The sequence below is a fragment of the Microcoleus sp. Aus8_D2 genome (assembly GCF_036702665.1).
Lineage (GTDB): Bacteria > Cyanobacteriota > Cyanobacteriia > Cyanobacteriales > Microcoleaceae > Microcoleus.
In genome coordinates this window covers 119,615-144,034 of sequence record NZ_JAUBUN010000006.1, presented here as the reverse complement: position 1 = coordinate 144,034, position 24,420 = coordinate 119,615, and the positions used below count along the sequence as shown (strand labels likewise).

General features: G+C 47.7%; 18 protein-coding genes. 11 read left to right on the top strand and 7 right to left on the bottom strand.

The window, feature by feature from the left end:
• Positions 1 to 134 precede the first annotated feature (134 nt).
• Complete coding sequence (locus tag QUB64_RS06995) at positions 135 to 1,793, top strand: CTP synthase (RefSeq protein WP_333267154.1); 1,659 nt, start codon at positions 135 to 137, stop codon at positions 1,791 to 1,793.
• 459 nt (positions 1,794 to 2,252) lie between these two features.
• A complete protein-coding gene (locus tag QUB64_RS06990) occupies positions 2,253 to 2,678 on the top strand; it encodes a hypothetical protein (RefSeq protein WP_333267152.1) in 426 nt (141 codons plus the stop codon).
• Between the two features lie 107 nt (positions 2,679 to 2,785).
• On the opposite strand, the gene QUB64_RS06985 is transcribed toward QUB64_RS06990, so the two are convergent.
• The 4 genes from QUB64_RS06985 to QUB64_RS06970 form a co-directional block, all read right to left on the bottom strand.
• Positions 2,786 to 3,811 carry an ROK family protein gene (locus tag QUB64_RS06985; RefSeq protein ID WP_333267149.1) on the bottom strand — a complete coding sequence of 342 codons (1,026 nt, stop codon included), beginning with the start codon at positions 3,809 to 3,811 and terminating at the stop codon, positions 2,786 to 2,788.
• Between the two features lie 96 nt (positions 3,812 to 3,907).
• Complete coding sequence (locus QUB64_RS06980) at positions 3,908 to 4,489, bottom strand: hypothetical protein (RefSeq protein ID WP_333267147.1); 582 nt, start codon at positions 4,487 to 4,489, stop codon at positions 3,908 to 3,910.
• Between the two features lie 387 nt (positions 4,490 to 4,876).
• The gene (gene mltA, locus QUB64_RS06975) at positions 4,877 to 6,058 is read right to left on the bottom strand and encodes a murein transglycosylase A (RefSeq protein WP_333267145.1); all 1,182 of its coding nucleotides are present in this window, start codon (positions 6,056 to 6,058) and stop codon (positions 4,877 to 4,879) included.
• A 41-nt stretch (positions 6,059 to 6,099) separates the two neighbouring features.
• Positions 6,100 to 6,354, bottom strand: coding sequence for a hypothetical protein (locus tag QUB64_RS06970; RefSeq protein WP_333267143.1), 255 nt, complete (start codon positions 6,352 to 6,354; stop codon positions 6,100 to 6,102).
• An 871-nt stretch (positions 6,355 to 7,225) separates the two neighbouring features.
• Between QUB64_RS06970 and carB the strand changes: the two genes are divergently transcribed.
• A complete protein-coding gene (gene carB / locus QUB64_RS06965) occupies positions 7,226 to 10,537 on the top strand; it encodes a carbamoyl-phosphate synthase large subunit (protein ID WP_333267385.1) in 3,312 nt (1,103 codons plus the stop codon).
• A gap of 313 nt (positions 10,538 to 10,850) precedes the next feature.
• Here carB and QUB64_RS06960 read toward each other — a convergent pair whose 3' ends face one another.
• Entirely contained in the window at positions 10,851 to 11,090 is a 240-nt protein-coding gene (locus QUB64_RS06960; protein ID WP_333267141.1) for a DUF6737 family protein, read from the bottom strand.
• 53 nt (positions 11,091 to 11,143) lie between these two features.
• Complete coding sequence (locus QUB64_RS06955) at positions 11,144 to 11,746, bottom strand: Uma2 family endonuclease (protein WP_333267139.1); 603 nt, start codon at positions 11,744 to 11,746, stop codon at positions 11,144 to 11,146.
• 273 nt (positions 11,747 to 12,019) lie between these two features.
• On the opposite strand from QUB64_RS06955, the gene QUB64_RS06950 reads away from it, so the two are divergent.
• The 7 genes from QUB64_RS06950 (at position 12,020) to QUB64_RS06920 (ending at position 20,276) form a co-directional block, all read left to right on the top strand.
• The gene (locus QUB64_RS06950) at positions 12,020 to 12,682 is read left to right on the top strand and encodes a vWA domain-containing protein (protein WP_333267137.1); all 663 of its coding nucleotides are present in this window, start codon (positions 12,020 to 12,022) and stop codon (positions 12,680 to 12,682) included.
• Between the two features lie 4 nt (positions 12,683 to 12,686).
• Positions 12,687 to 12,950, top strand: coding sequence for a hypothetical protein (locus QUB64_RS06945; RefSeq protein WP_333393999.1), 264 nt, complete (start codon positions 12,687 to 12,689; stop codon positions 12,948 to 12,950).
• 336 nt (positions 12,951 to 13,286) lie between these two features.
• Entirely contained in the window at positions 13,287 to 14,066 is a 780-nt protein-coding gene (locus QUB64_RS06940) for a PP2C family serine/threonine-protein phosphatase (RefSeq protein WP_333267135.1), read from the top strand.
• Positions 14,067 to 14,104: 38 nt separating this feature from the next.
• Positions 14,105 to 14,773, top strand: coding sequence for a glycerophosphoryl diester phosphodiesterase membrane domain-containing protein (locus QUB64_RS06935; protein ID WP_333267133.1), 669 nt, complete (start codon positions 14,105 to 14,107; stop codon positions 14,771 to 14,773).
• A 151-nt stretch (positions 14,774 to 14,924) separates the two neighbouring features.
• A complete protein-coding gene (locus QUB64_RS06930) occupies positions 14,925 to 15,617 on the top strand; it encodes a hypothetical protein (RefSeq protein ID WP_333267131.1) in 693 nt (230 codons plus the stop codon).
• Positions 15,618 to 16,065: 448 nt separating this feature from the next.
• Complete coding sequence (locus QUB64_RS06925) at positions 16,066 to 17,826, top strand: NACHT C-terminal helical domain 2-containing protein (protein ID WP_333267129.1); 1,761 nt, start codon at positions 16,066 to 16,068, stop codon at positions 17,824 to 17,826.
• Positions 17,827 to 18,164: 338 nt separating this feature from the next.
• The gene (locus QUB64_RS06920; protein WP_333267127.1) at positions 18,165 to 20,276 is read left to right on the top strand and encodes a DNA-binding protein; all 2,112 of its coding nucleotides are present in this window, start codon (positions 18,165 to 18,167) and stop codon (positions 20,274 to 20,276) included.
• 523 nt (positions 20,277 to 20,799) lie between these two features.
• Here the strand turns inward: QUB64_RS06920 and QUB64_RS06915 are convergent.
• Entirely contained in the window at positions 20,800 to 21,912 is a 1,113-nt protein-coding gene (locus tag QUB64_RS06915) for a precorrin-8X methylmutase (protein WP_333267125.1), read from the bottom strand.
• Positions 21,913 to 22,410: 498 nt separating this feature from the next.
• Between QUB64_RS06915 and QUB64_RS06910 the strand changes: the two genes are divergently transcribed.
• A complete protein-coding gene (locus tag QUB64_RS06910) occupies positions 22,411 to 24,324 on the top strand; it encodes a heavy metal translocating P-type ATPase (protein WP_333267123.1) in 1,914 nt (637 codons plus the stop codon).
• Positions 24,325 to 24,420: the final 96 nt, after the last annotated feature.

Sequence of the window (24,420 nt, the reverse complement as noted above, 5' to 3'; positions counted from 1 at the left end):
CGATCGAGCAAATGCCCCACTCGTCGTATCCCACCGGTATTTGAGAAATGCTGAAACCCTGCTGGACAATTTTGGATTTTAGCTCTTAGATTTGAGTGTTACCTTAACTGAGAAAGATCTAAAGTCGAAAATCTATGACCAAATTTGTGTTTGTGACCGGCGGCGTGGTTTCCAGTATCGGCAAGGGAATTGTCGCATCTTCCCTAGGCCGTCTATTGAAGTCCCGAGACTACTCCGTCTCAATTTTGAAGCTAGACCCCTATATTAACGTTGACCCCGGCACCCTCAGCCCGTTTCAGCACGGAGAAGTCTTCGTCACCGAAGACGGTGCGGAAACTGACCTGGATTTGGGACACTACGAGCGTTTTACGGATACTTCCATGTCGCGCCTCAACAGCGTCACCACGGGTTCTATTTATCAAGCCGTGATTAATAAGGAACGCCGCGGCGAGTATCAAGGGAGCACGGTGCAGGTGATTCCCCACATCACTAATGAGATTAAGGAGCGAATTTTTCGGGTAGCAAAAAATACCAATCCTGATGTCGTGATTACGGAAATTGGCGGCACGGTGGGAGATATTGAATCTTTGCCGTTTTTGGAAGCAATTCGCCAATTTCGCAAGGCTGTCGGGCGGCAAAATGTGGTGTATATGCACGTGACGCTGATACCTTGGATTCCGTCGGCTGGGGAGATGAAGACTAAACCGACTCAGCACTCGGTTAAGGAGTTGCGGTCGATCGGCATTCAACCAGATATTCTAGTCTGTAGGTGCGATCGACCTTTACCTTTGGGCCTCAAACAAAAATTGTCAGAATTCTGCAATGTACCCGAAGAATGCGTCATCACGGCTCAAGATGCGAAAAGTATCTACGAAGTGCCTTTGATGATGGAACAGGAAGGTTTGGCGGAACAAACCATCAATTTGCTGCAACTCGAACAGCGGCAACCCGATTTGACTCAATGGCAAACCTTAGTCAAGCGGCTTTACAGCCCCAACCACAAGATTGATATTGCTTTGGTTGGCAAATACGTGCGGTTGAACGATGCTTATCTTTCGGTGGTGGAAGCTCTGCGGCACGGCGCAATATCGATCGGCTGCGACCTGAATTTGCACTGGATCAACTCAGAAGATTTAGAATCGGGAAACCTCGAAAATCATCTCTTTGAGATGAACGGAATTGTTGTCCCGGGAGGTTTTGGGATTCGGGGAGTTGACGGCAAAATAGCGGCGATTGAATATGCCAAACACCATAAAATACCCTTTTTGGGATTGTGTTTGGGGATGCAGTGTGCTGTGATTGAATGGGCGCGCAACACCGCCCAACTACAGGATGCCAACAGCGCAGAATTTAATCCGGATACGGCAAATCCAGTCATTAACTTATTGCCAGAACAGCAAGATGTAGTCGATTTGGGCGGTACGATGCGACTGGGTTTGTATCCGTGCCGCGTCAACCCAGACACGCTAGCTTTCAAACTTTATCAAAAAGAAGTGATTTACGAGCGGCACCGCCACCGCTACGAATTCAACAACGCCTACCGCAATCTTTTCTTAGAATCAGGTTATGCAGTCTCGGGCACATCTCCCGACGGCCGACTGGTAGAAATGATCGAATTGCCAAACCATCCCTTTTTCATCGCCAGTCAATTTCACCCCGAATTCCAATCTCGCCCTAGCGCCCCCCACCCCTTGTTTAAGGGGTTTATCCAGGCGGCCAGCACCCAGGGAAAGCAGGATGTTTTAGAAGCTGAGGCTCGCGACTTGGTGGCCGGGAAACTTGCAGGAAGCTAATCTGCCCTAAATGTGCGATCGATTAGTTCTGATATATTAGATGTCTGTGGGGGCGGGTGAATGCACGCAATATTCAAATCGGGCAGACAATCTCTGTACAAAACCCGCCCAACCCAACAATTGGATTTGATTCGGGTCGCACTTACCAGACATGATATCGGGGAGCATTCTCAATGACTGAAAAACCTCACCTCCGGGCCCTAGCTGACAGGGGTTCGGGGGCTAGTACCCGAAGGGAGAAGGGATAAGGCAGCAGGTAAAAATGCTGATATTTTTACTTAACTTTTTAGCTTTAATTTCAAGGCTGATACCAGTTTCAAAAAATAATGCGACGGTAGACAAGCTCCAAACCCTTATGGAATATGTCATTCCCAATCGCCAATCAGAAATCGAAAATGGTATCAGTTGTCAAACTATCCTAAAATACCATGAAACGCAGGTTTGAGGAGGTTTTGTGTTGTGGCTTACTGGAGTAAATTTACTTATGAGAAAATTACATACATAATTGACCTTGACACTATTAGTGCTTTTTCTAGTGAACTGGATAACAAGCGTATCACATTTTGGCTGCCTAACAGCAGTCAGCCGATTATCCTCAATCCCCAAGGGAATCATGAGGCTTACAAGCAAATTCTCGAATACATCAAAAAAACGATTGAGCGCAATTCTAAAGGTTCGTGGATTAAAATCAATTACGATCGGAAAGAATTTGCGATCGATCTGAGTCGAATCAGCTCTTTTGCTTGCGAACAAAACGGTCGGTTAATCAGCTTTTGTCTGCCTGACAGCGCTACTAATATTATTATCATGCGCGAAGGCAAGTCTGACGACTATCAAAAAATTCAGGAATACATTAAAAATATGACTGGACACTCTCTGCCATGAAGAAGTCATTCAGTTGGCAGTTGGCAGTTGGCAGTTGGCAGTTGACAGTTGACAGTTGACAGTTGACAGTTGACAGTTGACAGTTGACAGTTGACAGTTGACAGTTGTCATTGGTTATTAGTGATTTTAGCGACTTGCCAAGCTAATTTGGCTGCACCTACCATGCCTGCTTCATTGCCCAATTTAGCAACTAATAACTGCAAATCTTCGCGAGAACTCGGCAGCACTCGCCGCTCAATCTCGGCTTGAACTGCTGGCAAGAAAAACTCTGCCCCGGCACTAATTCCGCCGCCGATAATAATAGCTTCCGGCGTTAAAACATAAATGAGACTTGCTAAACCGATACCGAGATAGCGCCCATAATTTTGCCAATATTCTAAAGCTTTAGCATCTCCCGACTTTGCTATATTGGCTAATTCTAGGGGTTCTAAACCCGTTTCGCGGCGAATTGCTTGCACCGAAACGTATTGTTCTAAGGAGCCGCGATTGCCGCTGTTGCACTCCGGGCCATCGGGATTTATGGCAATTAATCCGAGTTCTCCGGCGGCGCCTTGATGACCTGCAAATAGTTTGCCGTCTAGGATAATTGCACCGCCGACTCCTGTTCCTAATGTTAGTAAAATTAGGTTTTTAAAGTTTTTTCCTGCACCTAACCAAGCTTCTCCTAATCCGGCACAGTTGGCGTCATTTGCTAATATTGTCGGCAGTCCGGTTTTGGCTTCCAACCAGTCGGCTAGGGGGACGTTATGCCAGTCTTTGAGGTTGATTGCGACTCTGGCTATGCGGCCGGTTGTGTCTGCTGGGCCGGGGGTGCCAATGCCGATCGCACATATTTGAGCCCCCCCCAGCCCCCCCTTAACAAGGGGGGGAGTTTGAAGTTCAACCCCCTTAAGAAGGGGGGGAGTTTGAAGTTCAACCCCCTTAAGAAGGGGGGGAGTTTGAAGTTCAACCCCCTTCTTAAGGGGGGGAGTTTGAAGTTGTAAAATAGCATCGGCGATCGCGGCTAAGACGGCCTCGGGCGTAGCGGGTTGAGGAGTTGGGACTGTTAAGGATTGGTGACAAATGCCGTCTTCGCTGAATCTGCCGAGTTTGATTGCGGTGCCGCCTAAGTCAATGCCGATTACTTGTGCCATTACGATTTAAGTTTGTAGTGAGGACTTCAGTCCTCTTTCGTCCTATTTGAGTGTGTGAAAATTACCGACGGAATCGGTGCTTAATTGCTAAGAATATCATGCCGATCGATCTGAGTCTATTAAATTTTTAGCCTCAGTATCTACATCCGATTCATCCTCCGCATCCCTGCGATTCCCATCCCCAGAACCACGCAAACCATCCCCAACAAACACCGCCTCAATCACATTCCCATACCCACCATCATCCTCAACCACCGGCAGTGGAAATCGCGTCAAAATCTCCCGCCCAATATTCCCCGCCACCTGCGACAATTCCCCGCTACCAATTCTCCCCAACAATCCCATCCGGCGCGCCAATTCCTGAAGTGAAGCCACCGCATCCGTAGGGGCGGTGCCCCCGTGCCCGCCCTGCCAATTTTCGCCCTCAAACAATCCATTCCCAAACCGTCGCAACCAAGCCGCCAATTCACCATCTTTCAGGCGTTTTGCGATTAAGAATCCCGTGACATCGCCTCGACTCCAGTCGGCATTTACTCCTTCGAGAATTTCCATGAATTTCGATTCGTATTCGGCGTCTGTTAGGGTGGGGCGGGGCGCAGCAGGTGGCGGTGGCGGCGGTGTGGTTCCCAATAGGCGCTGGATTAGTTGTTTGAGGAATTGCCAAATTTTGTTTAGCATTTGTGGGGTTGGGATGGGTGGGGTTGTTTGTATTTTATCGCAATGGGAACAGGTTTATCGGTATCTGCGATGGGTGGGGGCGGGTTTTTGAATTCCGCGATTTGATGACATAAATTTCGGCGAACCCGCCCCTACCAATCTTCGTATTTTTGATGTATTTTTATCTTACCAAAATCCGTAGGGGCGGGTTCGCCAATCATCTTTGATTCACATCCCAAATATTGATAAACCAGCCCCCACCCAGCGAAAAAATCCCGATCGCGGAACAGGTTTATCAGTATCTGCGATGGATGGGGGCGGGTTTTTGAATTCCGCAATTTGATGACATAAATCCGGGCGAACCCGCCCCAACGAACGATCGCAATCACAGGATTTAGTAGAATTAATCTACTTTAATAGCGGATAATATAGTTCTCCAGTAGAGTTGATATAACCCGCCCGATCGCCCGCCAGGTTTCCGGTACCCATAAATACGTCTACTCTCCCCGCGCCTTTGATTGCACCACCCGTATCTTGATCCAATACAAACCGATTCACCGCATTTTGTTCGAGTTTTCCCGCCGCATTGGGATAGGGCAGTTTCGTGCTAATTAATGCTAGCGCGCCGGGGGGCATTAAAGCTTTATCGGTGGCGATCGACCTTTCGGCAGTTACGGGCACTCCAATGCTGCCCGTAGCAGGTGCTCCGTTAGTATCCCGGAAGAACACAAAGCTTTGATTCTTCGGCAAATACTTGTCCATATCTGCTGGAAAATTGGTAAAATATTCGTTTAGTTTCGGCAATGTTAACTGATCTAAAGTAAACTTGCCGTCCTTAACTAATTCTCGCCCGACACCTGTATAACTATGACTGGTTTTCCCCGCAAAACCGACTGTCATGACGCCACCGTCTGCTAACTGCAACTTCGCGGAACCTTGGACGTGCACGAGAAATGCTTGGAAGCGATCGCGCAACCAGACTAATTCCAATCCCCGCAACAATCCCTTACTTCCCTGCAAAGCATCCGCACCTTCCAATTCCAATCTAGTTGGGTGAGGTTTCGGCCAAGAACCGAGGTTTGGCGGCGCTTTGTACAGGGGATAACGGTATTCGGAATTAGGCGTGCGAGAAGCTTGGTAAGTCGGCTCGAAATAACCAGTAAATGCTACTGTGCCTTTGTTGTCTTTGCCGATCGACTTATAAAACACAAACTCCCGCTTGACAGATTCCTGGAGTTGTGCTGGAGTTGTAGAAGTGACTACTAATTGGCGGAATCGCTCGAGCGATCGCCTAACTCGATCGCGCGTAACTGCTGCTACTGGATAGCGGCTGTAAGCGCTAGCAGCGGCCGATGTATCGAGATAGCCGAGGCTGTTGTCGATCGACCTTAACAGCAATTGCCGATCGCCCGGTTTGCCATTTTCGCCCCAGATTTGAGCATCAAAGGCGATCGACTCCAACTCACTCGGTTGTAATTGACTTACAGTCATTGGTTGCAGTGGGGGAACTGCAACGGCTGGTACAGAAAAGGCGATCGCCAAAACGCAACAGGCGATCGCCAATAGCCGATAACGAAAAATCTTGCTCAACTTGCAATCTTTCCTACTCAATTAATAATTTTCCCGATCGATCATTCATCATAGCGCTCGATGCTAGAACTAAATACCGGTTCTACGCGAATTGCGAGAATGCTGGAAGGCCGAACTACCATGTATTCTCCTTGAATATTTTTGATCGGAACATTGACAAATTCTGACGAATCTTGTTTCGGAACCAAGGTTTTATACCACTGTTGAAAATCTGGCAGAGTTGAAAAACGTATTTCTTCGCGGTGGCCGCCATCAAGCAGCAGGTGCACGGAATATTCGCTGGGTGTTCTAGGCATATGTGTATTTTAGATTTTAGATTTTAAGCTTTTAGAACAGTTTCACATTTTACCTGATACTCGGCGCATTCCCTCATCTAGTAGGTTGGCTAGAGGGACGGGAGAGGGGGAGATGGCGGGAGTGGGAGACATTGGTACCCACTTAGATTGTCACATCCGATCGGGCGATCGATGTTTTGGGGTAGGGAAACGCCACGGTGCGGTGTCCTCCCTCCATCTACCGCGCCTACATGACTGGATCTACGATTGTCACATCCTTGGCGGGCTCAGAGGGCAATTTCATCATCCCATCCGGTGAATTTTACCCGTTTCCCACAGTCAGGAGACGGCGCCGTGCCCAAAGCCGTGTCAATTTAAGCCTGAAAACCTTTGTATCTCTCGTTTATAGCTGAGGCCAGATCCCCTAAATCCCCCGGATAGTCGGGGGACTTTGAAGAATTCTTGCTCCCCCGACTATCCGGGGGGCGCCTGGGCGATCTGGCCTTAATCGCTAGACAGAAGACCAGCACTACGTTTGACCTTAAGTTGACACGGCTTTGGGTAGTGCCGTGTCCCTACCACGATCGATCGCCAGACAAAGATTGTGTATTTTACAGCACGATTTGACCGCAACACTTAAAATAGTCTGGATCTAGCGATCGACTCCACCCTTTCCCCATCAATATTTCTCCTTAGCTGGCGGTGTCTGCCAGCCGGAGTTGCGAGGTTCCGCTTCCAAAATGCTGATAATAGTGCACAATTTCAAATTAACAACAAAACTTGCACTGTTTTGAGTAAGCTTTTGGTGGAACAGCTCAGAGAGCCTGTTTCTCAGAATGATGCAAAATATCAAATTTATCATCAATCCTGTCCAATTACCAATTACGAACCTATGCCCCGCCGCCAAGACTTAAAAAAGATTCTCCTGATTGGTTCCGGCCCAATTGTTATCGGCCAAGCGTGCGAGTTCGACTATTCGGGGACACAAGCTTGCAAAGCTTTGCGAGAAGAAGGTTATGAAGTAGTGCTGGTGAATTCCAACCCTGCAACGATTATGACCGATCCGGAAACTGCCGATCGCATTTACATCGAACCTCTAACGCCGGCCATCCTCGAACAAATCATCGCTAAAGAAAGACCACAAGCAATTTTACCGACAATGGGCGGTCAAACGGCACTGAATTTAGCAGTTGCAGTCGCTAAAAATGGTGTTCTGGAAAAGTACAATGTAGAATTGATTGGCGCTAAATTGCCAGCAATTGAAATGGCAGAAGACAGGCTGTTATTTAAGGAAGCAATGGCACGAATTGGTGTCGCTGTTTGTCCTTCGGGAATTGCTAACAATCTCGACGAAGCCAAAGCAATCGGCCACCAAATCGGTACTTATCCGTTAATTATCCGTCCGGCATTTACAATGGGCGGCACGGGAGGCGGCATTTCTTACAATCAAGAAGAGTTTGAAGAAATGGCCCAAGGTGGTGTTGATGCGAGTCCCGTATCGCAAATTTTGATCGAACAATCTTTGATCGGTTGGAAAGAGTACGAACTGGAAGTGATGCGGGATTTGGCAGATAATGTAGTGATTATTTGTTCGATCGAGAATCTCGACCCCATGGGCGTCCACACCGGCGATTCGATCACCGTCGCCCCGGCTCAAACCCTCACAGACAAAGAATATCAGCGCCTGCGCGATGCTTCGGTGAAAATTATCCGCGAAATCGGAGTAGAAACCGGCGGTTCTAACATTCAATTTGCAGTGAATCCAGTCAACGGCGATTTCATTGTCATTGAAATGAATCCCCGGGTTTCCCGTTCCTCCGCCTTGGCCTCGAAAGCAACGGGTTTCCCGATCGCCAAAATGGCGGCAAAATTAGCAGTAGGTTACACCCTAGACGAAATTTCCAACGATATTACCAAGAAAACTCCCGCGTCTTTTGAGCCGACAATTGACTACGTGGTGACGAAGATTCCCCGATTTGCCTTTGAAAAGTTCCCCGGTTCCGAACCGACTCTGACAACGCAAATGAAGTCAGTAGGAGAGGTAATGGCGATCGGGCGCAGCTTCAACGAATCTTTCCAAAAAGCGCTGCGGGGATTGGAAACAGGCCGCGCCGGTTTCGGGTGCGACAAACCGGAAAAGTTGCCGAGTTTGGAACAAATTCGCGCCGGATTGCGCACGCCAAATCCCGATCGCATTTTTACAGTCCGTCACGCGATGATGATGGGAATGTCGGTGGAAGAAGTCTTCGAGCTTACAGCAATCGACCCCTGGTTTTTGGATAAAATGCAGGAATTGCTGGAAGCAGAGAAGTTCTTGAAACGAACTGCGCTCAAACAGTTGACAAAAGAGACAATGTTTGAAGTAAAGCAGTTGGGATTTAGCGATCGCCAAATTGCTTACGCCACCAAAACATCGGAAGATGAAGTCCGCGCCTACCGCAAAGATTTGGGCGTAGTACCGATTTACAAAACAGTTGATACCTGTGCCGCTGAATTTGAAGCGTTTACACCTTATTACTATTCCACCTACGAAGTGGGAGCAGCAATTTGGGAATTGGGCGATGAAGAAAAGAAAGTTTCGGCTGTCGCTCACAGTCTGGCGCCGGAGTCGGAAGTTTTGCCTTCTACCAAGCGCAAAGTCATGATTTTAGGTGGCGGGCCAAACCGGATCGGACAGGGGATTGAGTTTGATTACTGTTGCTGTCACGCTGCTTATTCCCTAGGGGAAGACGGGTTTGAGACAATTATGGTTAACTCGAACCCGGAGACGGTTTCGACAGATTACGATACCAGCGATCGCCTGTATTTTGAACCGCTAACCAAAGAAGATGTTCTTAACATCATCGAGGCGGAAAATCCCGAGGGAGTAATCATTCAATTTGGCGGACAAACACCACTAAAATTGGCGCTACCTTTGCAAAAAGCTCTCGAAAATCATTCGGAAGTACAAACAAAAATCTGGGGAACTTCGCCGGATTCCATTGATGCAGCAGAAGACAGGGAACGATTTGAAAAGATTCTGCGGGAGTTGGATATTCAGCAAGCTGCTAACGGTTTGGCGCGCAGTTTTCAGGATGCTTTGATCGTAGCTCAACGCATCGGTTATCCGGTGGTGGTGCGCCCCAGTTACGTGTTGGGCGGGCGAGCCATGGAAATTGTTTATTCCGATGCGGAATTGGAACGTTACATGACTTATGCGGTGCTGGTAGAACCGGATCACCCGATTTTAATTGATAAGTTCCTGGAAAATGCGATCGAGGTTGATGTAGATGCGATCGCCGATACGACTGGGAATGTCACCATCGGTGGTATTATGGAACACATCGAAGAAGCGGGCATCCACTCCGGCGACTCGGCTTGTTCCATCCCTTACCAAACGCTTTCCGACGCAGCTTTAGTCACAATCCGCCGCCAGACAATAGAATTAGCAAAAGCCTTGAAAGTCATCGGCTTGATGAACATTCAATTTGCTGTTCAAGGCGAGGAAGTTTTCATTTTAGAAGCCAATCCGCGGGCTTCTCGGACAGTACCTTTTGTGTCCAAGGCGATCGGGGTTCCGCTGGCAAAAATGGCCTCCCGAGTCATGTCTGGCAAAACTTTGGAAGCATTAGGCTTTACTAAGGAGATTGTACCAATTCACGTTTCTGTGAAAGAAGCCGTGCTACCGTTTGCTAAGTTTCCGGGAACTGATACTTTGCTAGGGCCGGAAATGCGATCGACTGGTGAAGTCATGGGAATTGACACGGATTTTGGCAAAGCCTTCGCCAAAGCTCAGCTCGGCGCGGGCCAAGTGATGCCGCTTTTTGGGACTGTGTTGGTTTCGATGCGCGATCGCGATAAACTAGCAGTTGTACCTGTTGTCAAGGAATTCTTAGAATTGGGTTTCAAAGTAGTAGCAACCCACGGTACACGGAAAGTTTTGCGAGAGCAAGGTTTAGAGGTAGATTTGGAATTGAAACTGCACGAAGGGCGGCCGAATTTGTTGGATTCGATCAAGAATGAGAAAATTCAACTAATTATCACCACGCCTTCCGGCGAAGAATCCCGCGCTGATGGGATCTTTATCCGCCGCACAGCTTTGACTTACAAAATCCCGATTATTACCACAATCGCCGGTGCTAAGGCGACAGCAGCGGGAATTCGATCGCTCAAATCTCACCCGATGGAAGTGAAAGCAATTCAAGACTATTACCCGCAAGCGTAGGGTGATTGTAGGGCGCGAAATACTGCTCGCTCCTGAGGCCACAGATCCCCCCTAGCCCCCCTTAATAAGGGGGGGACAAGAAATACTCAAAGTCTCTCTTCTTGAAGGGTAGATAAGAAATGCTCAAAGTCAACCCCTACTCCCCTTTTTAAGGGGGATTTAGGGGGATCGAGACTCGGCTATAAACGTAGAGGCAGGAAATGCTCAAAGTCAACCCCTACTCCCCTTCTTAAGGGGGATTTAGGGGGATCGAGGCTCGGCTATAAACGTAGAACACTGATGGCGCACCTTACTCAAACTCACCGCCCAAAATCTAATCTGAATGAGAATCCAAAGCACCGCTAGACAGCATCAACCTCGGCCAAACCAACAAGAAAAATCCCATCCAAGCCAATAAAGGAATCGCGACTAAAACAGTTATCCAAACAGTTTTAAGCAAAAACCAACTACCGGAAATCAAACTTATTCCAGTCAAAAGAATTGACCAAGGCTGGCACCACCAAGGTTTGTAATTCCAAGGACTAATAGCTTTTTGATCGGAAACAGTTTTCATATTTGCAGTAATTTTGTATAGATTGACGGACTGGCTCTCTAGAACAAACCAATTTAAACATTCATCACCTGTTCGGCTGTCAGCGTTAATTCGGGAAAAGTCCGCGACACAATTCGATCGCTACCCTTAAATGCAGTTGTTTGATAGTTACCGTCTGCATCCAAAAGGTGGACAAATATAGTTGGAACTTTGGGATTTCCCAGAAAATCCCTACTACCAATTGCTAAATAATCGACAATCCAATACTCAGGAATTCCGAGGCGCTGATACTCGTCCAATTTATCAATATAATCATCATCCCAATTTGTTGATGTTACTTCGACTGCCAATTGAATTGGTTCTCGCAAAGCAGCATAATCAGAACGGTTCGAGCGCCATAAATCGCGATCTATCACGCTGACATCTGGTCTCCGCCCTTGTTCGATTCCGGCTTTACTTACAGTTCTGATAACGGCTGTAATGTTGACTACATAATTCAAATTTAGTCGCCTAATTTCATCATTGAAGTCAAATAACATGAAATTAGCAACATCATAATGATTTCTTGTCGCATTCATCTCTACGATCTCTCCGTTCACCAGTTCATAGAGTCCATCTTCTGGACATTCTACAAGAAATTGGTCAAAAGTAATTTTTTGTGTGACTGTTGCAATCATAAGATTTATCCTTATTTTGCAGGAATACTATTAGTCTATACTAGCACAGCCAGGAATAAATCTGTTTTTTTGACCGCAGATGCACGCGGATGCACGCGGATGAAGCCAAGGATTAAGAAAAGCACGCGTGCCCTTCTGATATTTAACACACTATATTTCACGAAAATGGTAAAATGCGATCGCCCTAGCAAGTTGCACTTAAATATGTTACTGAGTTGATACAGTAAAGTAACAATGCTAAAAACCGAGCCACTCCAAGGTCAATCCTGAACCATGAGACTAGACGAAGCCGTAGAATTTGCCGAAAACCCAGAGCCACGGTGTCCCTGCGTCCTCCTGCTGGACACCTCCGGCTCCATGCAAGGCGCACCCATAGATGCCTTGAATGAGGGGCTGGAAGTTTTTAGGAATGACCTCATTAAAGACGAACTAGCTAAAAAGCGAGTCGAAGTCGCGATTATTTCATTTGACAATCAGATCAAAGTCGTGCAAGACTTCGTGACGGCAGATCAATTTGAGACGCCGCTGCTGACAGCTCAAGGACAAACCCATATGGGCGCTGGCATTCAGCTAGCACTAGATACCATTGCCGCGCGCAAATCCGAATACCGCAACAACGGCATTACCTATTACCGCCCGTGGGTATTTATGATTACTGACGGTGAACCTCAAGGCGAATCGGACGATGTTGTGGAAATAGCAGCACAGCGGATTAAAGAGGAAGAAACTAACAAGCGCGTGGCATTTTTTGCTGTCGGAGTTGAAGGTGCTAATATCTCGCGTCTGGCGCAAATTGTCGAGCGCACTCCTGTAAAATTGAGAGGATTAGATTTTCGAGAGATGTTCATCTGGCTGTCGGCTAGTATGCAGAGAGTTTCTCACTCAAAAATTGACGAACAAGTAGCACTTCCACCGCCCGGATGGGGAACTGTTTAGTCAGTTGTCATTGGTCATTGGTCATTGGTCATTGGTCATTGGGCATTTTAGACTGAGCGAAGTCGAAGGCTGGTCATTGGTCATTGGGCATTTTAGACTGAGCGAAGTCGAAGGCTGGTCATTGGTCATTTTACCCGCTCGCGAAGTCGAAGGGTGGTCATTGGTCATTGGTCATTTTACCCGCTCGCGAAGTCGAAGGGTGGTCATTGGTCATTGGTCATTGGTCATTGGTCATTGGTCATTGGTCATTACTAGGAATAAAATCTAAAAAGGTTATTCTAAGGGAATCAATGAAGACTAATGATTGAGAATCATGATTGTAAAGCGGATACACGAACTAAGGATTTTTTCCGGTTTTTGTTAAATAGTTCAATCTCGATTGTGTCTGGCATTTCGTGACTAATGACTAATAATAAGAGTCGCGAGCGAGGATAGCACTAAGAAAAAACGACAAACAATAAACGACAAATGACAAACAATAAATAATAAATAACAAACAATAAATAACAAATGACTATTGACTAATGACCACCCTTCGACTTCGCTCTGGGTAAAATGACTAATGACCAATGACTATTGACTATTGACTCAGGACTATTGACTAATGACTAATGACTCAGGACTATTGACTAATTGGCAAGTTGTAGCGGCATCGGTGACTGGTACGAGCCATGAAAAACGATCGCAACCCTGTCAAGATGCCCACTGCTGGCGCGTCTTACCTAACGGTGTTTTGGTAGCAGCGGTGGCTGACGGGGCGGGTTCGGCTGCACTCGCAGAAGTGGGGGCGAAAATTGCTGTGGAAGCGGTTGTGGAAACGATTTGTCAACAGGATTTGCAGCCTGAAAGTGACGAGGAATGGCAGGTATTTTTAACGGCTTCTCTGCAAGTCGCGCGGGCGGCTGTGGAAGCAGAAGCTGCAACCCGGGAAGTGGCGGCGAGGGATTTGGCTTGCACTTTAATTGCGGTTGTGGCTACGCCGGAATTGATCGCAGTTGCTCAAATTGGCGATGGTGCGGCGGTGGCGGGCGATAGTGCGGGAAATCCGATCGCCCTTACTATACCTCCCTGCGGCGAATATATCAATGAAACCATATTTTTGATTTCGCCAAATGCGATCGAAACAGCGCAATTTCAGGTAATGCGGGAACAATTGCCGCACTTGGCCGTGTTTTCCGACGGCTTGCAAATGCTCGCTCTCAAAATCCCCGAAGGTACGCCCCACGGGCCGTTTTTTGCGCCTTTGTTTCGGTTTTCCGGCGCAGCGAAGGAAGATGCGGATGCGAAAGAGCAATTAGAGTCGTTTTTGCGATCGCCCAGAGTATCCGAACGCACCGATGATGACTTAACATTATTATTGGCAACTTTTTCTAGCAATGTCTAATCTGTTCCAATCCACTTAGAAAAGCCTGCTCGAAAATTATGACAACTCAACCAATTAGTGCCATAAACTTGTTGCGAGAAACATTTGCTGCTATTAGAGATCTATACACTCCTCTGTTGATAATTAACTCTCCTAGTTTGATATTTGCCGTGCTGGAAATTTTCAACTTAGGTTCCGCCGGTGTTGGCTTGACTTTTATCAACTTGTACGTGGTAATTCCTTTCTTGTCGGGAGCTATGATTTTCTACATTTGCCGAAGTTTTACGGAAAATCCAGTAACTGTGAATGAGGCTTTTCAGCAAGCAAATAGGAGATTGCTACCAATACTTTCGAGTTATATTTTGTCTATGTTGTTCATTTTATTAGGTTTTATTGCACTGATAATTCCTGGATTTTATGTATCATTTCGCTTGACATTTTCACTTTTTGCTGCTGTCCTAGATAACTCTTCAGCCCAGGACAGTATTAGAAAAAGTTGGGAGTTGACTAAAGGGCACTGGTGGTTAGTATGTCGATCGACTTTTCTGATAGTTTTGGTGTTTCTTATGCCATTGATATTGATTGTTCTCTTGGTCGATTTGACTGGCCAATCTCTAGCGTCTCAGATTGTGAGTAATATACTGGTATTTTTGATTTTGCCATTCATGACTGTTTATATAGTTCTATTGTACCAGAGTCTGCAACAATCGGCAACAACTATTGAATAGGCATCTACTCAAATAAAGTCAAGGGCTGGCAGAATACCTGCCACCACAATAATTGTTATAGATGTCTAACGAGCGGCGAAAATTTGGTGCGCTTCTATAATAAAATCGAGGTGTCAACAATTCTGGTTTAGTCTGTACAGTAGGTCGTCACTTGCAAGCACAAGAGATTAAGGATAAGCTCAACTCCCTAATTAGCACAGCAGATCCAATAGATCCGAATTTAGCGAGAAGATTGGATGAAATCAATCGCTGGGTGAAAGATGTTAGACCCGGTTCGCTAACTGCTAAAAAATTTGTGATGGCTTTTTTACTACAGCTTATCCGAGATTCTCAGGTTTGGCTGGCGGTTCAATCTCTACCTTCGGAAAGAGAACGACAAGCGGCGTTTGAGTTAATGACTCCGGGGGAAAGGTATTGGTACGGCTATTTATTTCCTAAATGGCTGAGTGAAAACGATCGCAAATTTTATATTTGGAAACAAAAACTAAAGGCCGGTAAATTCGATCCGGGTGACGATCGCGTCATTCGTGCGATCGCAGCCCGGATAGTCGAACGCCAAGGCAGTGTTTTGTATCGCTATGTTGCAGATCTTTCTATGGCCACCGATTCGATCGTCAGCAACCGCCAACAGCAGCCCCTCTGCATTCAAGTCACTACTCTTTCTGATGAGTTTTCGGAACAAAAATATCAAAAATGGCAACAAACTCTTCAAGGCTGGGGGATTGACAGAGGACTATTTTTAAGTTATGATACAAAAGATGCAAATTTCCTGAACCAGTTAGTTAACATTGCATTATATAATAGTGATAATTTGCCCGCAGGTCGTTACCTAAAATTCCCGTAAATTAACCAGATCTGCTGCTGAGAATAGTTCGACTGCTAAAAACTCCGTGAACAAAAAAAATTGACTGGCCTCACATATTGCAGAATTCTCGACAATGGCAAAAATCTAATCCTCAGCCCGCTTCCCGGAAAAGGGAAGGCTATGCCAAGATTTTTCCTCCCATTTTCTGTTTCCGGGAGGGATATGGCAAACTGTGGCAACAGGCGCGAACTACGAATGCTAAGCAACGGGAAGATTTACCGCAGCAATCAATAGCGGTAAGGTGCGCCCCTGAGCACCCTACGAAAGATAGAGGTTCTGCGTAATTCCTGGCTAAGCAACCGGAAGATTTACCGCAGCAATCAATCAGAGTGAAATAACTAGCAACTAGGGCTAAATTGAAGTGAGATTTGATTGAATCGCGGTGAAGTTGTTGGAGAAAAAATATAATTAGATAAAAATCAATACTATGACATTACAAGGTACAAACACCGTTGAAAAAAACTTGCAAAAAGTATTGGAAGAACTGGAATCAGCCAGAAAAATGCAGGATGATTGGATGAATCACGGGGTGGATTTTGTTGAGTTGTATGTGGAAGATGCGGGCGGTGATTGGTTGGAAAAGTGGGGTAAATGTGAAGAAGAATTAGAGCAGATAAAAATCCAAAAGGTAGATGTTGAAGCAGTCAAAGCAGCGATCGCCCTGGAGGACTTTGGGCAAACCAAACTGCTGGAAATTGCCTTGACTCGCCCGAACTATAGCAGCGATTCGGGCGGTTTGCAGGAGTCTCCCACCGGGCCAGAAATTAAGCACAAACGGCTGTCACTCCTAGGCGGAGCGATTTTCGGTGCTGTTGTTACCGATTACCTGTACCGCGCATATCCGCACCTCGATGCGGAGGCTATCTCAACCTTAAAAACAGGTTTAGCAGAACCGAAAAAACTTGCAGAATTAGCTCAAAATTTCAAATTGAACGACCTCTGTCGGCGCAGCGAACTCTGGAAAGAAACAGACAAAATCGAGTCAAATAGATTTTTGTCCCAGAGTTTTGAGGCTTTGTTTGGTGCGATTTACTTGGAGTTCGATCGCAATTTTTCCCGTGCGGGAAACTGGCTGATTCAGCGCTCGATCGCACCAACACTCAGCCTGCACCTCGATCGGAGTCAGCAGCCGCAAATGGCGCCATCAAACGATCTAAAACGGCGGGAAATCCTGGGTGCGGATATTTTAGAGGCGATCGCGATCGACTATCTGTACCATCGATTTCCCGAACGGAACGCCAGCCAGCTAACTCGCTGGAAAAATCTGTTAGCCACCAAAGAGATTTTCCCCCAAGAGTTTAAGGCAAAATTAGGCAGTCATTACCTGGAATTGGAGAGCAATTTCTCGCGCACCCGCGACTGGTTGGTGGATAACTTTATCAAAACCGCAGTTGACGAACTGGTAGAGGAAACCGACACTCAACCAGAATATTTGATTGACACTGCTAACCCGGAATCGCTGCCAGAATTGGTCAGCAGGATTACAGACAAAAAGTGGAAAAATGAATTTTTGAGAGTCGCCAGCATTTTGCAGCCGGCTGACGAACTTGTGCTGCTGATGCAAGAAAAAATTGATAATATGACTGCTAAAAATGAAACTTTGCAACAGTTGCTAATCTGGGCAAATCACAAGTCGGCGTCAGTGGAAAGGAATTTCCCACCGGCGGAAATTCGCGCTTTTTATGTGGCCTTAGTTTGCGTCTTGGATTTGACTTTGACTCGCGTCCTCGATCCGAGTCTGGAGTTTGATAAATCGAAAGTCCGCAAGTTGCGTAATTCTTTGGCAACAGCGAGAAAGAATGTGGAATTTGCTGCTGTTAGGGGGCTTGGGAAACAAGCTTTTGATGGTGATGTGGAGGCGATATTGGTTGGCATTTTTGGGCTGGACATGGAACCGGAACTCAAACAACTGCTGGAACAATTTCAGAGTCAGATGCCGGATTTGCAAAATTGGAAAAAGTGGCGCAAAGAGTGCGGTAAAAGTTGGCTGGCAAAATTTAAGAGCGCGATCGGCTACAATCTAGACTTTCGCCCCCAACAGAAAACTTTGCTGAAACAGTATTACTACGCCTACAATTTGCTGGTGGAATGCCTCAACACCGATAATTGTCAGGTGACACCGGCCGTCAAGCAAAAAATTGAGGATAGGATGTTATTGTCCGTGGATTTGAAGCGGGTTCACATCTAATTTGCAGGGGACGGGCAGGATGCCCATCCCACAAACAACCACAATAAAATTGGTTCGTAGTGAGGACTTCAGTCCGCATCCACTCAGACAGGACTGAAGTCCTCACTACAAACCTTAATAAAATTGGTTCGTAGTGAGGACTTCAGTCCGCATCCACTCAGACAGGACTGAAGTCCTCACTACAAACCTTAATAAAATTGGTTCGTAGTGAGGACTTCAGTCCGCATCCACTCAGACAGGACTGAAGTCCTCACTACAAACCTTATAATAGTGGTTTGACAGGTCAAGTGTATTGAGTGCTGTTGACTTCCAAATCCTCTATCCCCTAACGGAATTCTATGCAGTTGCAACGCCAATTTAGCGGACAACTGATTGCGATCGACAGCAACAGCCCGATCGCCAGCGGCGGTGAAGGTCGCATCTACCCGATCGCCCAAGATCCATCCCTAGTAGCAAAAATCTACCACAAACCGACAGACGAAGACGGCGACAAACTCACAGTCATGTTCAGTATGCCGCCGGATGCGCCGATCGCGGAACCGGGACACGCCTCAATTGCTTGGCCGCTCGATTTGCTGCATACTGTCGGCGGGCGCGAAAAAATCGTCGGTTTTGTGATGCCGCGCGTCAACAAAGTGCTGCCGGTACACACTTTCTACACTCCCAAAACCAGGCGCGAACAAAAACCCCTATTTAACTATCTTTACCTCCACCGCACCGCCAGAAACCTCGCTTCGGCTGTAAACGCCCTCCACGTCAGGGGTTACGTCATCGGCGACGTGAACGAGTCGAATATTCTTGTCACGGATACGGCTTTAGTAACGCTGGTAGATACGGATTCGTTTCAAGTGCGCGATCCTTATACGGGTTACGTTTATCGGTGTCCCGTGGGGAAACCCGAGTTTACGCCGCCAGAATTGCAGGGCCAGACTTTCCGCGATATCGATCGAGCTCCAGAGCACGATTTGTTCGGTTTAGCGGTATTAATTTTTCAATTGCTGATGGAAGGTACGCACCCGTTTTCGGGAGTTTATCTCGGTAGCGATGAACCGCCGTCTTTGGAAGCGAGAATTCGATCGGGCCATTTCCCCACCGGTACCAAGCGAATTCCCTACCGCCCGATGCCCGCAGCGCCATCTTTCGAGATGCTGCATCCCCGGCTGCGACAGATGTTTGTCCGCTGTTTTGAGGAAGGGCACAGCAATCCGTTGGCCCGCCCGGATGCGAAAACTTGGGTGAATGCGATTCGGGAAGCGGAAGATTCTCTAATTACTTGCACCAAAAACAGTCAGCATAAATACGGAAATCATTTGAGTCGGTGCCCTTGGTGCGATCGGGCAAAACTCCTCAAAGGTCGCGATCCGTTTCCTTCGCGACAGGCAGTCAGCAACGGATTGCACTTGCAGCCCGCGAAAATCAAGCGTCAAAAGCCGTTACCACCGCCGCCCGTGAGGGAGACCGCAGTGCGCCGCCAACACCCCGCCACGGGGCTGCCGCGCCAACTCGGCCAGTACCAAGTGCCGATGCTACCTCTGCCTTCTCGGAGTCGGACTCCGGCGCCTCAGATTCCCGCTAGCAAGTTTGAGCGAATTGTTCAGGATGCTGCTTGGGGCGGTGTTTGGGGGACTTTGTGTTTAGCGGCGGTGGCGGGGATTTTTTCGGCGATCGCTGAGGGCGGCGGCGCGATTTTGGGGGCGATTTTTGTCGGTTCGATTTGGGGCAGTTTTTTTGGGATGATGTGGGGTATTTTTACTTTGTCGCCGAACCAGATTTGGCGGAAGTGGGGGGGAGTTTTGCTGGGGACTCTCTGGGGGGCTTTCTTTTTGGCTGCGATCAGCGGTGTGGTGTTTGGGGCGATTAGTGACAATGCGGCGATCGGGGAAGCGATTTTGTCAGGCGCAGGCGTTGGTACTGTCTGGGGCGGTATTTGGGCGGCTTTTTCGCCTCCTCTGGCGCTGCCGGTGGGCAGAGTGTGGGGGAGGCGGGGAGCGTTTTTGGGGGCGGTTTGGGGAGCGTTTTTGGGGACTTGGGCTGGTGTTTTGCTAGGGGCCGGGTTGGTGGTTTGGCAGCAGTATAACGGGCAGATGCGGCCGGCGATCGAGTTTGGGGGTTTGTTGCTGGGTGTGGCAATTGTGGCGGCGGGTGTGGGTGCTGTTGGGGGTTTGGTTTCTGGGAGTTTATTGGGTGTTTGCGGGTTTGCGCCGAAGCTGCCGGTGTCGTTTCAGCCTTCGGGTGTCAGCGGTGCGGCTTTGGGTTCGATTTGGGGCAGTTTTTTGGGGACTTTGGCGGGTGCAGTGTTGGGGGCGGGGGTGTGTGCGGTGCTTCCGGCTCTCAGCGGTGGGGTGCCGGTGCAGTTGGCGCCTGTCGTAGGTGCGATCGTCGGGGCTGGTTTGGGGGCGATTTGGGGGGTAATTTCGGGTACTGTTTGGGGGGCTCTGGGGAAGTGGTGATTGGATTTAAGGGTGTTTGTATAGCCTTTCTCAAAAAGGTGAGGTATGTCGGGCATAGGGCATAGGGCATAGGGCATAGGGCATAGGGCATAGGGCATAGGGCATAGGGCTATCCTCATGTTTTTGAGAACCGCTATATACATCTTTGATTAATACGAAAACCGCAGATTTAAGACAGATAAACACAGATGAACGCAGATAATTTCAAGACTTGAGAGCGCATGAATGCAATACAAGTCTAATCAGCTATTATAAACCTAAATTCCTCGTTTTTTACGAAAATATTTCATCGCAGCCCGCAGATTCGGTAAAAACCCGGTTTCTTTTACCAAAATGCGTCCAGGAATTTCAACCTAAACCCTATTAAGGATGGAAACCCAACTAATATCAATCCCATTTTCCCTTGTAGCAACTGCCACATCCGTAAAGAGATTAATAACTTCATAAACAGAGTCGCTTATCCATCACGCAGAAACAGTTTGATTCCCGTATCATATAACTGACAACTGTCAACTGCCCACTGTCAACTGTCAACTGTTCTAAGATGACAGTGACAATTCGGCTTTGCAATCAAAGACTCAACCAAAGCATTCAAAGCAACCGCCGCCAACAACCCGCCGCCAAAAGTTCCCACCGTCGTAATATAAGGAATTCCCGATCGCATTAACCGCCGTTTCGCCACCGGAGAATGACTGAAGCCGACCGGCATTCCAATAACCAAAGCCGGTTGCAGTTGCCCGTTGGCGATCGCCTCACAAACCGCCATCAGCACAGACGGCGCATATCCTACTACTAATATACATCCTTTTTCCAATTTCAATAACTGTTCAAACCACTCGCGCTCGTGCCAGAATTCCAGTTCCGCTTCCGGTGCAGCATTAATGTGCGGGTCATCAATTAAAGTTGTGATACTTGTTTCCAAATGCGCCAATCTTGTACTATCCAAAGCAGCAAAAACAGGCGGCACGTCAGCCACAATTTGACATTGATTTTTCAAAGCTTCCCGCGCCGATTTAATCGCCGTTTCGCTCAACTTCACAAACGGCAGCAGCGAACAATCACCGGATGCTAACACCAGTTTTGATAGCAAGTCTACCTCAATTTCCGAGCGATCGCTCAAATCCGGCAACAAATGCTGCAACGACTCCCCAAACGCCTCCGGGTGAGTGTGCGCCCCCGCATCCCAAGCATCCCAAAGTTGTTCCAACTGTTCCAATCCCCCCTCACTTTCCGCTTCCAACACCCTCAATTGCGCCAGTGCGCCCGCCTGCACCGCTTGACAGGAAAGATCCCGCCCCAGCAATCCTTCGAGGGCTGATGCCGTTTCTCGCAGGCGCACAATCTGCTGAATTACCGACAGATATTGCTGTTGGAGAGTCGCCACCAGCGCGTCTGGGGAAGCCTCCGCGTCTGTTTCTAACAGTTGGCGGATGTGAGACAGTTGAAAGCCTTGCTGCTTGAGTGCGACGATTCTTTGGAGTCTTTGCACGTCGCTGCGGGTGTACAGTCTGTAGTTAGAAGTCGATCGCACGGCCGGAGATAGCAGCCCCAAAGCGTGATAGTGCCGCACCATCCGAGGAGTAATTGTGCCTTTTACCGCTTCAGTAAGTTGTTTGATGGTCAGGTATTGCTGCATTGAATTTTTTCACAGGATTTTGAGATTTTCACATTCGGTTCGTAGTACGGACTTCAGTCCGCAGCCTGGCCTGAAAGCGGACTGAAGTCCGCACTACGAACCGTTGCAAAATTAGATTCCATTTTCAGTAAACTTCAGTCGTCTTTGAGACGACTTTTGCTTTGAGACAGGGGTTTTCCGTTCGTAGTGCGTCCTGGCGTCCGCTATAAAGCTGCGGACGCCAGGACGCACTACGAACCGTTTTTGAACCGCTACTGCTTAATTTCATTTAATTTATTTTAGTTTGACTCTTGACATTGACATTAATGTCAAGGTTTACGATACAGGAGTCATTCTACCAAATCAAATTTCTCCCATCACCGAAAGCAATTTCGTTCGAGACACACGGTAGAGGCTGTGGAAACAAATCAAAGTTCCGCATCCCGACAACCAGCCCCCGGATTCAACCACGGGCTTAATTCTTCAATCCCAAATCTAAAATCCCAAATCTAAAATCGAATGACTCCCAACTCCCTCCCCATCTCTCGCCTCTCGCGCCTCGCCGAAGAACATCCCGATGCTTTAACAGCCGCCCTGTGCGGAATTCTCGTAATTTTGGGTTCGATCGCCCTACAACTCGGTTGGCTGGGCTTAGCGGTGCTAATATTGCCCGCTGCTTACGTGATCGGTGGCTATTCCAGCACCCGCGAAGGGTTGACTACGCTGTTTGAAGAACGCGAATTAGATGTAGATTTGTTAATGATTGTCGCTGCTTTGGGCGCGGCCGGTTTGGGGCTGTGGCGGCGAGAATATCATTTAATTGTGGATGGTGCTGTTTTAATTTTAATCTTTGCCATTAGCGGCGCCCTGGAAGGTTATGCGATGCAGCGGACTGAACGGAGTATTCGCAGTTTGATGAGCTTGACTGCGGATACTGCGCGGGTGCTAATGTACGATGGAGAACGAGAAATTGCGATCGATAAATTGGCAATTGGCGATCGTATTTTAGTCAAGCCCGGAGAAATCATCCCCACAGATGCGATAATTATCGAAGGCTACAGCGCTCTCAATCAAGCCTCGATTACCGGCGAATCGATGCCCGTAGAAAAAACCGCCGGCGATGAAGTCTATGCAGGCACGATTAACGGTGCGGGCGCCTTAAAATTGGAAGTTCACAAAAGTCCAGAAAGCAGTTTGATTCAGCGAGTGATTCGGCTGGTACAACAAGCGCAAACAGAAGCGCCGCCTTCTCAGCAGTTTGTGGAAAAATTAGAGCGCGGTTATGCTAAATTAATTGTCGGTTTAGGCTTGCTGCTGGCAACTTTGCCCCCGTTTATTTTAGGCTGGAATTGGGAAGACACGATTTATCGGGCGTTGATTTTCCTAGTAGTCGCATCTCCCTGCGCGCTGATGGCTTCGATTATGCCGGCGCTGCTGTCGGGGATTGCTAACGGCGCGAGACAGGGGATTTTGTTTAAAAGCGGCGCGCAATTAGAGATAATAGGTAAAGTTCGGGCGATCGCCTTTGACAAAACCGGAACCCTCACCACCGGAAAACCGCAAGTTATCCAAATTGTACCAGCAGCCGGGTATACTGAAACAGAAGTCCTGCAATTGGCTGCTGCTCTGGAAGCTCATTCCGAACACGCGATCGGCCAAGCAATTGTCCAAGCCGCCCAGCAGCAACAGTTACCATTGTCAAGTGCTACGGACGTACAAGCAAAAATTGGTAGCGGAATAGTCGGCAAAGTTGACAATGAAACGATTACCATTGGTAAAGCCGGTTTTGTCGGAACAACTGCCGAGTTGACAGAAGTAAGCCATCAGTTGCAAGGAGAAGGAAAAACAGTTGTTTGGGTAGCAAAGGGCGATGAACTTTTAGGAATCATTGCAGTAGCAGATACCGTGCGCCCCGAAGCAGCAGCCACAGTAAAACGCCTGAAAAAATTAGGCGTAGAACATATCATAATGCTGACCGGCGACAACCAGCAAACCGCTCAACATATCGCCCAACAATTAGGCATCAATGAAGTGTACGCCGAACTTTTGCCCGAAGACAAAGTGCACCTAATTAAGAAACTGCAAACCCAGTATCAAACCGTAGCAATGGTAGGAGACGGCATCAACGACGCCCCCGCCCTCGCTCAAGCTTCCGTAGGAATTGCAATGGGGATTTCTGGTAGCGATGTAGCTTTAGAAACGGCCGACATCGTATTAATGGCAGATAAGTTAGAACAACTAGCTAAAGCAATTAGTTTGGGCCGTCGCGCTCAAAATGTTGTCAAACAAAATATTGTGTTTGCGCTCAGTTGCATTATACTGTTGTTAGGTGCTAATTTTATCGGAAACATCACAATGCCGATCGGCGTTATCGGTCATGAAGGGTCTACAGTTTTAGTCACATTGAGCGGTTTGCGGTTGCTGAGACATTAATTGAATTACTCGTTACAGTACCCAAATCCCAGAAACCGGGTTTCTCCCTAAATCTCTCGCACTCAACCCAAACCTTCATAGAAACCCGGTTTCTCG